We start from the raw sequence: 11,274 nt of genomic DNA, 5'->3' as shown, positions 1-11,274 counted from the left end.
GCGACAGCGGTGTGTCAGTCGACACGTTCAGTGACTGGCACTCCCTCTTCGCGAGCAAGCCCGCTCCCACATTTTTGAGCTGCGCCTGGCTTCAGAGCCCCATAAGCAAATGCACGACGCCGCCGCCCAACACCATCACCCCCGGCACACCCGCCGCCTTTAACGCCGGCTCATCCAACCGCGCCGCATCCTGCAGTTGTACACGCACCCGCGTCAGCGCCACGCGTTGCTGCGACTTGAGGTTATCCGCGCCACCCAATGCACTCAGCACGCTGGCGGACAACAGACTCGGCGTCGGCGCCGCGACCGTCTCGGCAATCAAATCCGGAGTCAGGGCTTTCCAGAACGCCCGCTGCAATTTCTCGAACATGCTCAGTGCTCCACGACAGGTGAGGTTTGAACGGTAGCCGCGTGGTACTGGCGCAGGGCCTCGCGTACGTGCGCGGCTTCTTCCAGGCCCAGCACCTGGCGGGCAATGATCTGGCAGTCAGCCAGGTCCAGCTCGCGCACGGTGGCCTTGATGGTCGGGATCAGCGGCACGCTGACCGACAACTCATCCACGCCAAGCCCGATCAACATGGGTACCGCCAACGCTTCGGACGCCAACGCGCCACACACGCCCACCCACTTGCCATGGGCATGCGCGGCCTTGACGGTGGTGGCGATCAGGCGCAACACCGCAGGGTGAAAGCTGTCAGCCTGGCTGGCCAGCCGTGGGTGATCACGGTCCATGGCCAAGGTGTATTGGGTGAGGTCATTGGTGCCGATGGAGAAAAAGTCCACATGCGGGGCAAAGACATCGGCCATCAGCGCCGCAGACGGCACCTCGATCATGATGCCCAGCTTCGGCAACGCTTCGAGCCCCAGCGCCAGCGCTTCCTCTTCAAGAATCCTGCGCGCCAGGTGCAGCTCCGAGAGCAGGCTGACCATCGGTAACATGATGTGCAGCCGCGCCAAACCGGCGCTGGCAAGGATCGCGCGAAACTGTTCGCGCAGGAGCTCCGGGCGTTCCAGGCACAGGCGGATACCGCGCAAGCCCAAAAACGGGTTGGTCTCGCTTTCCATCGGTACATAGGCCAACGGCTTGTCGCCCCCCACGTCCAGGGTGCGCACGACCAAATTGCGCTCAGTGCCCAGGGCGCGGGCGATGGCGCTGTAGGTGCCCGCTTGCTCCTCGGGGCTGGGTGCGCGGTTGCGGTCCAGGTAGAGAAATTCCGAACGCAGCAGGCCGACGCCTTCACCGCCCAAGGCCAGGGATTGCTCCACTTCCTGCAATGAAGCGACGTTGGCCGTGACCTCAACGTGATGACCGTCGCGGGTCGTGGCCGGCAAGGCCGCCTGCGCCACCTCACGCTGGCGGCGCTGCACTTGCTGATCACGGGCCGCCTGCAGTGTTTCGATTTCAGCCAGGTCTGGCTCCAGGTGCAGCTCGCCTTTGTCGGCGTCGAGCAGGACTTGTTTGCCATTAGCCAGTGCCAACACCTGCCCTGGCACACCGCAAATCGCCGGCAGGCCGAGCGCACGGGCGAGGATCGCCACATGACTGGTCGCGCCGCCGCCGACAGTGACAAACCCCAGCACCTTGCGCGTATCCAGGCTGGCGGTTTGTGACGGCGTCAGTTGCTCGGCGATCAGGATGGCCTGCTCGGGCAAGTCCCATGCGCGGTCCTGGATACCGAGAATCAGCTTTAACACGCGCTGGCCGACATCGGCCAAATCCGCCGCGCGCTCGGCGAGCAACGCATTGCCCAGGCCCTGGAACAGCTTGGCGGTGGCAACGGTGGCGCTGTTCCAGGCAAAGGCGGCGCTTTTGCCTTCGGCCAGCAGGCCATGGGCTTGCTCCAGTAGGGTCGGGTCTTCGAGCAACTCCTGATGGGCCCTGAAAATCTCGGCCTGAGCGCTGCCGGCCGCCTTGGTTTGCAGGGTTTGCAACGCCTCGGTTGCCGCCAGCAGGCCACGCGTCAACGCGTCGCGCTCGGCGGTTTCGTCAGTGCCGTTTTCAATGATGTTCAGCTCCGGTTCTGCTACCTGAACAACCTGGCCAAATGCCGAACCCGGTGACGCACACACGCCACGCAGCAACGCGGCCGACGACACGGGCGCGACTGCCTCAATCACCTGCGCCGGTGCCGCAACCGTTTCGCCGCAGCCCTCGGCCAACAGCGCGACCAATGCCTTGATCGCCGCGTCAGCATCGTTACCCGCCGCACTGACCTGCAAGGTATCGCCCTGTGCGGTTTGCAGCGCCATGATCGCCACCAGGGATTTTGCGTTGGCGCTTTGGGTTTGCTTGTGCAAGTAAATGCTCGCCTCAAAACCCTTGGCCGCCTGGGCAAGCACCGCCGCAGGGCGGGCGTGCAGGCCGTTGGCGTTGGGCAAGCTCAGCGGCTTGGAGAACAGGGCCTCACCCTCCTCCTGCGCGACTGCTGCAGTTGCCTCGCCGGGGGATACTCGCAGCAGCGGCTGGCCCACATCCACGCAATTGCCGTCGGGCGCCAACAGCGTAAACGGCTCGCCGCTGACCACCAGCATCAAGGTCAACAAACTGCGCGCAGTGAGCGCTACGTAATCGGCATCAAATTCAATCAGCGGTTGCCCAGCTTCCACTCGCTGACCTTCCTGCACCAGCCGCTTGAAGCCCTGGCCTGCCAGGTTCACCGTGTCCAGGCCGATATGCATCAGCACCTGAACGCCGTTGTCGTCGGTAACGCTGACCGCATGGCCACTGTCCTGAAGACTGCTGATCACCCCGGCCAGCGGCGCGCAAAGGGTCTGCGAGGTGGGATCGATGCACAGGCCGTCGCCGATCATGCGACTGGCGAACACCGGGTCGGGCACCTGATCCAGCGCCAGCAGCACACCCGATAGCGGCGCCAGCAGTTCCAGGGGTTGCGTTGTGGTCATGACTTCACCTGCTGTTTTGTTCTGTAAAAATCATAGGGCGAACGAAGATCCAATGTGGGAGCTGGCTTGCCTGCGATGCTGGCGACTCGGTTTCTCAGCAGAACCGAGGTGTTGCTATCGCAGGCAAGCCAGCTCCCACATAAAACTCATTCACTTAAATCCGCGTTATTTCCACCAATATTCGACCTGCACACCCACATTCGAGCCATGCCGCGCTGTGCCGTAGGCGCCGGTGTCGGACAACGCCGAGCCTGCCGCCAATTCATTCGCCGCGCGCTTGGCCGCTTCGTTCCAGGTTGCATAGGTGTAGTACAAACGCACTTCCGGCCGCGCCCAGAAATCCGGACCATTGGGCGACCAAGTCGGGGCGAAGGTGAATTTGCTCAGCTTGCGCGTGCCACCGGTGGCGTCGACCTGATCATGCCCAAGTTCGGTGACCAGTTTGAACTGCTCGCTGATGGCATACGCCGGGCGCACGCCGATGGACATCCAGGTTTGGTCCTGGCTGCCAGGGCGAATATCTTTTTGATACACCGCCTCGACCTGCCCGCCGAAACGCGGGGTCACCTGCCAGTCGAAAAACTCCACGGCGCGGTAGCTTTTACTGCTGTTATCCAACGCCGTGTTGCCGGTGTAGCCCAAGCCCGTGCCGGGGCCTTCGCCGTACTGCAAGGCGAATTTGTTCTTGCCGCCCAGGAAAGGTTTTTGCACATGCTGCGCCGTGATCGCCCAACCGCTGTTGGCGTCGCGCCCGCCGGCTTTTTCGATGTAGCTCAAGCCAAACTCCAGCTCACCGCCGGGGTTGGTCTTGAACCCCGCGACGTTGAAGTCGTGACGGGTGGCGTATTCCTTCTGGTACAGGTTGTCCTTGCGGGAAATGGCGTAGCTGTATTTGAGGTCGCCGATCAGCACGTCCTCGACGCCGCCGCCCGTGGCGCTCTGGTTCCAGTAGTAGAAGTCGGAGATATGGATGTCGTTACGTTTGTAGTAACGCCGGCCCGCCCACACCGAGCCGCCATTGAGGCTGGGCAAATTGGACCACTGCGCATACATCTGCGGCATGCGCGCCGAGCCGTTGTCTTCGCCCTGGAACTTCAGGGCACGGTCGTACTTGTTGTACAGCGATGCCATGGCATCAACGCTGAGCACCGAGCCGTCGTCGAGTGTCAGAAGGTCCTGGCGCAGCTCAAGCTCGGCGTACTGCTCGCATTCGTTACCCAGACGGTATTTGGATTGCGCCCCTGGCAACTGGAAGCACTGCTGCTTGCCACTGCCCGTTGAAGTGCCCGCGCCGCTGCGCAAGTAACCGGCAAATTCCAGGGCCTGCGCGGCAAAAGGTGCGGTGAGGCATGACGCAATGAGGCCCAGCTTTATTGTTGTTTTCATGAAGCACTCCTTTTATTTTTATTTTTTTCTTACTTTTTGTCTTTCGCGCGGCGTGCAGGGGCCTGCTCGCTGGCAATGGCGCGTTCAGGGCGCTATCGCCGGCAAGTGGGCTCCTACGGGTGACTCGCGGTGGTTCAGTCGGTCAGGTGCAGCACGAAAGATTCATAAGGGCGCAACACCACCGTGGCCGTACGCAACGGGCAATCGGGGTAGTTGCTGATCAGCAGGCGCTGCGCGCTCGACGCGTTGATCACGCCTTGCGGCAGCCGGATTTCGCAGGGTTTGCCATAGAAGTTGTTCACCACCAGCAAGCGCTCGCCATGGCCTTCGCGCAGGTAGGCCCAGACCTGAAGGTGGTCTTGCAGCAGTGGGCGATAAACCCCCGCCTGAATCAGCGGCTCATGCCGACGCAACGCAATCAGCGCACGGTAGTGATGCAGCACCGAATCCGGGTCATCCCGTTGGCTTTCGACGTTGATCTGCGCCGCGTTGGCTGGAATACCGATCCAGGGTTCACCGCTGCTGAAACCGGCGTTGACTTCAGTGCTCCACTGCATCGGCGTGCGGCCGTTGTCGCGCGACTTCTGCATGATCGCCGCCATGCTCGAGGCCTCGGACTCACCGGCATCGCGCTTGAGCCGGAAGATGTTCAGGGTCTCGACATCGCGGTACTGCTCGATCGTGTTGAAGCCAGGATTGGTCATGCCCAACTCTTCGCCCTGGTACACATACGGCGTGCCCTGAAGGAAGTGCAGCGCCGTGGCGAGCATCTTGGCCGAGACCACGCGGTGCTCGCCGTCGTCACCAAAACGCGAGACCACCCGCGGTTGGTCGTGGTTACACCAGAACAGCGCATTCCAGCCACCACCGGCCTGCATGCCCAGTTGCCAGTCAGAGAAAATCTGCTTGAGCTGCAGGAAATCAAAGTCGGCCTTCACCCACTTTTGCAGGTTCGGGTAGTCGACCTTCAAGTGATGAAAGTTGAAGGTCATCGACAGCTCTTTCGACTCAGGATTGGAGTAGCGAATGCAGTGTTCCAGGCTGGTGGACGACATCTCGCCGACATTGATCAGGTCATGCCCTTCGAAGACTTCGCGGTGCATTTCCTGCAGGTAGTGGTGCACGTTCGGGCCGTCGGTGTAGAAGCGCCGGCCATCAGTGTTGTCTTCGGGGAAATCGGCGGGCTTGGAGATCAGGTTGATCACGTCCAGGCGGAAACCGCCCACGCCCTTGTCGCGCCAGAAGCGCATCAACTTGAACACTTCGGCGCGCACCTGGGGGTTGTCCCAATTCAGGTCGGCCTGGGTGTGGTCGAACAGGTGCAGGAAGTACTGGCCGGTTTGCGCTTCGTATTCCCAGGCGGAGCCGCCGAACTTGGACTCCCAGTTGTTTGGCTGGTCGCGCCAGATATAGAAGTCGCGGTACGGGTTATCGAGGCTGCTGCGCGCCTGCTGGAACCACTCGTGCTCGATGGAGGTGTGGTTGACCACAATGTCGAGCATCAGCGTGATGCCGCGCTTGGCCGCTTCGCTGATCAGCAGGTCGCAGTCGGCCATGGTCCCGTAGCTCGGGTCGATGGCGTAGTAGTCGCTGATGTCATAGCCGTTGTCGCGCTGCGGCGAGCGCAGGAATGGGGTGATCCACAGGCAATCCACGCCCAGCCATTTCAGGTAATCGAGCTTGTCCACGATGCCCAGCAGGTCACCGGTGGCGTTACCCGCGTGGCTGTGGAAGCTTTTTGGGTAGATCTGGTAGATCACCGAGTGCTGCCAGTTTTGCATGGTGGGTTCCTTCAATTTGAAATGCGATCAACTGTGGGAGCTGGCTTGCCTGCGATAGCGGTAGGTCAGGCGACCCTGTATCCAGGCTGAACAATCTTCATGCTCAACACACAGGTCAAAACAAACGGCACGACAATCGCGATCGACATCCCAATCAAAAAAACCGGGATGAACTGCGGAATAATCGAGATAAAGCCAGGCAAGCCGCCCACCCCAATGGCAGAGGCCTGGACCTGGTTCATCGCCAGGAAAACACTGGCCATGGCCGAGCCGAGCAACGCTGAATAGAACGGAAACTTGAAGCGCAGGTTGATGCCGAACATCGCCGGTTCAGTGATGCCGAAGTAAGCGGAGATTGCGGAGGTGGACGCCATGCTTTTGTCTCGTGCATTGCGCGTCATGTAGAACACCCCAAGCGCCGCACTGCCCTGGGCCAGGTTAGACATGACGATCATTGGCCAGATAAAGGTGCCCCCCTGAATGGCGATCAATTGCAGGTCCACGGCAAGGAACATGTGGTGCATGCCGGTGATCACCAGCGGTGCAAACAGCAGACCGAATATCGCCCCGCCCAACATTGGCGCCAGGTCGAACAGCGTGACCAGGCCTTGGGTGATCAGGATGCCCAGGTGACGGGTCACAGGGCCGATAATCGCCAGCGCCAGCACGCCCGTGACGACAATGGTGGTGATTGGAATCACCAGCAATTGAATGGCATTGGGTACACGCGCCTTCAGCCATTTCTCGATGACGCTCATGACATAGGCGGCCATCAGGATCGGCAGTATTTGCCCCTGATAGCCCACCTTCTCGATTTTGAACCAGCCGAAAATATCGAAGTACGGCATGCTCTGGCCATCAAGCCCGCTGACCGCCTTACCGTAGTTCCAGGCATTGAGCAGGTCCGGGTGCACCAGCATCAGGCCGAGCACGATGCCGAGGATTTCACTGCCGCCAAACCGCTTGGCCGCCGACCAGCCCACCAGCGCGGGCAGGAACACAAACGAAGTGTTGGCCATCAGGTTGATCAGGCTCCACACCCCGTCCAGGTTCGGGTAGGCCTCCAGCAAGGTCTTGTCCGCGATGAACATGCCCTTTGCGCCCATCAGGTTGTTCACACCCATGAGCAAGCCGGCAATGATCAGCGCCGGCAGGATCGGCATGAACACATCGGAGAACACCCGCACCAGGCGCTGCACAGGGTTGATCTTGTCAGCGCTTTTCTTTTTCACGTCGGCGATGGTGGAGGCGGCAAGACCGGTCTGCTCGCGCAGGGCGGCGTAAACCCGCTCCACTTCACCGGGGCCGATCACCACCTGGAACAGGCCGCCGGTGAAGAACGACCCCTTGACCAGATCGACCTGGTTCAACGCACCGCTGTTGACCAGGCTCGGGTCCTTGAGCGCCAGGCGCAGGCGGGTCACGCAGTGGGCAGCCTGCTCAAGGTTGTCGCTGCCCCCAAGGTTCTCGAGAATCTCGCGGGCAATATTCGAATAGTCGTGGCTCATGCTTGGTTTCCACTTTGATTTTTTTATTTGGGGGCAGTCATTGGCAGCACGCCGAGGGCAAAAGTACTCGTCTGTACGAGTTAAAGCAACAACTCGTCTGTACGAGTTACAAATAGTTTAATTTTCTGAATGTGGAGTCAGACTTTTCCTCTATTCCACAGGTGCCCAATGGACAAAGCCCACCTCTGCCACTAAGGTTCCTGCCTTGAACGCGCAGTTCACCCTCATCAAGTCGGGCATAGAGCCATCCCCATGAGCAAATACAACCAGATCTATACGGATCTGCTTGCCAACATCACCACCGAACGCCTGCAACGCGGCACGCGCCTTCCCTCCGAAACCGAACTGATGGACGCCTACCAGGCCAGCCGTGGCACCGTGCGTCGTGCAATCGAGCAGCTTCAGGAGCGCGGTTTCGCGCAAAAAATTCACGGCAAGGGCACGTTCGTGCTGTCGCCCAACCCGATCGAGTTTCAACTGGGCGGCATCGTCAGCTTCCACGAAACCCACGCTGACCTGGGCGATGACGTGCGTACCGAAGTCGTCGAGTTCAGCCAAGTCCCGTTGGAAGGTTCACTGCTGCAACACATCGAGGCCGAACCCGGCACTCTGATCACGCGGATCAAACGGGTACGGCGCATCGGCGGCAAACGGGTGATCCTCGACATCAACCACTTCGTTGCCGAACTGATCCCCGGTCTGGACCGTGACATCGCCGAACAGTCCATCTACGCGTTCATCGAGCAGACTCTGCAGCTGCAGATCAGCTACGCGCAACGCACCATCGAAGCCCTGCCGCGCAGCAAGGACGATCAGACCCACCTGGACCTCGAAGGTCAGAGCCATGTGATCGTGGTGAGCAACCAGACGTTTTTGCAGGATGGGCGGCAGTTCGAGTACACCGAGTCGCGGCATACGCTGGACAAGTTTTACTTTTCTGACATTGCGCGGCGCTGAGGCCTCACGCAAAACCGGTGTGGGAGCGCGGTGGCCCGCGATGGCAGGGCACCTGCCGCGCATGTTCGCTCTGACACACCTTCCTGGCGGGCCATCCGGCTCAGCAGGTGCTGGGGTTGTGGATGAGTTCGTGTGGACGTCTACGCCGGGCACACTTCTCTGACCCGTTTGGCTCAACATCCGCAGGCCATGTGGAAGGCGTCACATTTCCTGATTTTTGTATCAAACCGCTTACCCGCCATGAAACTTATGGCGCATGCCTCTATCTGAGCTATCCAAAGCCACGTGGGAAATTTCTTTTTCTAAGTGTAGATACATCGACCTTATTCTATTTCCGTTCAGTGCCACCGCCGTTCCAGGCTGTGCACTTGTTGCGCCTCTGATTCTGATCACAAGGATGTGAAATGCTCGCGGACTCACGCTGCCCACTGCACAAGCCAGGCCCCTCCCGATATGTCGTGGGGCTGGCCCGCTTGTCGTCGATGAATGCAAGACACCTCGCGCTGACGGCGCTGGCAGTGTGGACACTCTTTACGACCGCCACCGCTCAGGCTGCCGGGCCTGAAGAGGAATTACTGCGTCAGCAGGAGCGTGAACGCGCGCTGCGTGATCAATTGGAATCGCGGCCCGATGTGCGTCTTCAGGCACCTGCGCTCGACGAAGGCGGCTCCCGTCTTCCGGCTAAAGAAGCGCCCTGCTTCGCCATCAAAGACATCCGCCTGATTGGCGATGCATCCGAAAAGTTTCAATGGGCGCTGAAGGCCGCCAACCCCGAGGACGACCCCGCCGTGGGGCGCTGTCTGGGTGGCGCGGGCATCAACATGACGATGAAGCGCATGCAGAATGCGATCATCCAGGCGGGATTTGTCACCACCCGCGTGCTTGCCGAAGCGCAGGACCTCAACAGCGGAATTCTGGTGCTGACAATCGTGCCGGGGCGCATCCGCGAAATCCGTTTTGCCGAAGGCACCAGCCGTCGCGCTACCCTGTGGAATGCGATGCCTGCCAACCCCGGCGACCTGCTTAACCTGCGCGATATCGAACAGGCGCTGGAAAACTTCAAGCGCGTGCCCACTGCCGACGCCGACATTCAGATCACACCTACCCTGGCGGCTGATGCCAAGCCCGGCGAAAGCGATGTGGTGATCAAATGGAGCCAGGAGTTTCCGGCACGCGTGAGCCTGTCCTTCGACAACTCGGGCAGCAAATCCACAGGCAAATATCAGGGCAATGTTTCGCTGTCGCTGGACAACCTGCTGTCGCTCAACGACTTGTTCTACGCCAGCTTCAACCACGACCTGGGCGGCGGCGAGTCCGGCCGACACGGCTCCAATGGCAATACGCTCCACTACTCGCTGCCGATGGATTACTGGCAACTGGCGTTCACCACCAGCGAGTATAACTACGAGCAGTCGGTCGCCGGCGCCACCCAGACGTACCAGTATCGAGGCGAAAGCCGTACCAACGATCTGCGCCTGTCTCGCCTGATTTACCGCGATGCCGTGCGCAAGACCACGGCGTGGGGTGGCCTGTGGACACGGTCTTCTGAAAACTTCATCGACGACACCGAGATCGGCAACCAGGATCGGCGCATGGCGGGCTGGCAGCTCGGCCTGGATCACCGGGAATTTATCGGCACCTCTATTCTGGACCTTGGCGTCGCCTACCGTCGCGGCACCGGCGCACATGACTCGCTGCCGGCCCCCGAAGAAGCCTCTGGTGCAGGCACATCCCGCTCGCAGATCATCACCGCCGACGCCCAGCTGCAAGTGCCATTCGCCATAAGCGACCAGCGCCTGCGCTATATCGGCAGTTGGCGGTCGCAATGGAACCGCACACCGTTGGTGCCGCAAGACCGCTTCTCGATTGGCGGACGCTACAGCGTGCGCGGGTTTGACGGCGAAAACATTCTTTCTGCCGATCGCGGCTGGACACTGCGCAACGAAGTCGGCCTGGCGCTGGGGCAAACCGGCCAGGAGCTTTACACCGGTGTCGACTACGGCGAAGTCAGCGGTCAGGCCAGTAAGTTCCTGATTGGTAAACGACTGGCGGGGGCTGTGGTGGGTGTGCGTGGTGGTTACAAGGGCCTGTCTTATGACTGGTCGGTAGGCACGCCGCTCAAGAAGCCCGATGGCTTCAAGACCGCCAACGTGACCAGCGACTTTACCGTCATCTGGTCGTTCTGAGGGGCAATGCCATGCGTTTTGAAACCCTGGACATCACGGCACCCGGCCTGATCGACGAGCCTTGGAACGAGGCGGCAGTGCTGGGCTCGGTCACTTGGTTGTGGATGCATTCCAGCGCTCACCGTGATGCGCCACTGCACAGCTTACCGACACTTCTGCTGCCGGCGCTCAAGCATCGCCAATTCGTGCTGGGCAGCGAGTACGGCAAGCCGGTGTGCTACCTCTCTTGGCTTAACGTCGATGAAGCAGCGGAACAGCGCTATTTGCAGCAATCACCGTTGACATTGAGCGACGCGGACTGGAATTGCGGCGAGCGTCTCTGGCTCAACGACTGGGTCGCGCCGTTTGGCCATACAGCCACCTTTACCCGAATCCTCCAGCGCCACCTGTTCGCCAACCGATGCGGTCGCGCGCTGTATCACCGGGGCGACGAGCGAGGCCTGCAAATCAAAACATTCCAGGGCATCGGTGTGATCCCTGAACAGGCCAGAGCCTGGTTTGCAGCTCACCCGGTTGCCACAGCACCGTAACTTCAACTTTTGTATCGCGGGC

The 11,274-nt window shown here is 60.6% G+C and carries 8 protein-coding genes; 3 read left to right on the top strand and 5 right to left on the bottom strand.

All coding sequences use genetic code 11. The features are described 5' to 3' along the window. Positions 1-91: 91 nt before the first annotated feature. From AACU78_RS24765 to treP, 5 genes are all read right to left on the bottom strand, one after another. On the bottom strand, positions 92-370 hold the full coding sequence (locus tag AACU78_RS24765) for a PTS transporter subunit EIIB (protein ID WP_106578292.1): 279 nt from the start codon (positions 368-370) through the stop codon (positions 92-94). 2 nt (positions 371-372) lie between these two features. Next, positions 373-2,904, bottom strand: a complete 2,532-nt coding sequence (gene ptsP / locus AACU78_RS24760; RefSeq protein WP_106578291.1) for a phosphoenolpyruvate--protein phosphotransferase — start codon at positions 2,902-2,904, stop codon at positions 373-375. Between the two features lie 165 nt (positions 2,905-3,069). After that, on the bottom strand, positions 3,070-4,290 hold the full coding sequence (locus tag AACU78_RS24755; protein ID WP_106578290.1) for a maltoporin: 1,221 nt from the start codon (positions 4,288-4,290) through the stop codon (positions 3,070-3,072). A 134-nt stretch (positions 4,291-4,424) separates the two neighbouring features. Continuing rightward, a complete protein-coding gene (gene treC / locus AACU78_RS24750; protein ID WP_106578289.1) occupies positions 4,425-6,071 on the bottom strand; it encodes an alpha,alpha-phosphotrehalase in 1,647 nt (548 codons plus the stop codon). Positions 6,072-6,136: 65 nt separating this feature from the next. Beyond that, on the bottom strand, positions 6,137-7,579 hold the full coding sequence (gene treP / locus AACU78_RS24745; RefSeq protein WP_106578288.1) for a PTS system trehalose-specific EIIBC component: 1,443 nt from the start codon (positions 7,577-7,579) through the stop codon (positions 6,137-6,139). A gap of 252 nt (positions 7,580-7,831) precedes the next feature. On the opposite strand from treP, the gene treR reads away from it, so the two are divergent. The 3 genes from treR to AACU78_RS24730 all read left to right on the top strand — a co-directional run bounded on the left by treR (position 7,832) and on the right by AACU78_RS24730 (position 11,252). Next, positions 7,832-8,536 (top strand): trehalose operon repressor, encoded by a 705-nt coding sequence (gene treR, locus AACU78_RS24740; RefSeq protein WP_106578287.1) that lies wholly within the window; start codon positions 7,832-7,834, stop codon positions 8,534-8,536. A 482-nt stretch (positions 8,537-9,018) separates the two neighbouring features. Further along, positions 9,019-10,722, top strand: coding sequence for a ShlB/FhaC/HecB family hemolysin secretion/activation protein (locus tag AACU78_RS24735; protein WP_106578498.1), 1,704 nt, complete (start codon positions 9,019-9,021; stop codon positions 10,720-10,722). Positions 10,723-10,733: 11 nt separating this feature from the next. Next, entirely contained in the window at positions 10,734-11,252 is a 519-nt protein-coding gene (locus AACU78_RS24730) for a toxin-activating lysine-acyltransferase (RefSeq protein WP_106578286.1), read from the top strand. The last annotated feature ends 22 nt before the right edge of the window (positions 11,253-11,274 follow it).

The organism is Pseudomonas sp. R9.37, assembly GCF_963878885.1.
Taxonomy (GTDB): Bacteria; Pseudomonadota; Gammaproteobacteria; order Pseudomonadales; family Pseudomonadaceae; genus Aquipseudomonas.
The sequence above is the reverse complement of the archived record's forward strand: the minus strand, read 5'-3'. Positions and strand labels throughout refer to the sequence as shown.

Coding starts and splice junctions, on each gene's coding strand:
- AACU78_RS24765 (WP_106578292.1), bottom strand. CDS start 370: ATGTTCGAGAAATTGCAGCGGGCGTTCTGGAAAGCCCTGACTCCGGAT.
- ptsP (WP_106578291.1), bottom strand. CDS start 2,904: ATGACCACAACGCAACCCCTGGAACTGCTGGCGCCGCTATCGGGTGTG.
- AACU78_RS24755 (WP_106578290.1), bottom strand. CDS start 4,290: ATGAAAACAACAATAAAGCTGGGCCTCATTGCGTCATGCCTCACCGCA.
- treC (WP_106578289.1), bottom strand. CDS start 6,071: ATGCAAAACTGGCAGCACTCGGTGATCTACCAGATCTACCCAAAAAGC.
- treP (WP_106578288.1), bottom strand. CDS start 7,579: ATGAGCCACGACTATTCGAATATTGCCCGCGAGATTCTCGAGAACCTT.
- treR (WP_106578287.1), top strand. CDS start 7,832: ATGAGCAAATACAACCAGATCTATACGGATCTGCTTGCCAACATCACC.
- AACU78_RS24735 (WP_106578498.1), top strand. CDS start 9,019: ATGAATGCAAGACACCTCGCGCTGACGGCGCTGGCAGTGTGGACACTC.
- AACU78_RS24730 (WP_106578286.1), top strand. CDS start 10,734: ATGCGTTTTGAAACCCTGGACATCACGGCACCCGGCCTGATCGACGAG.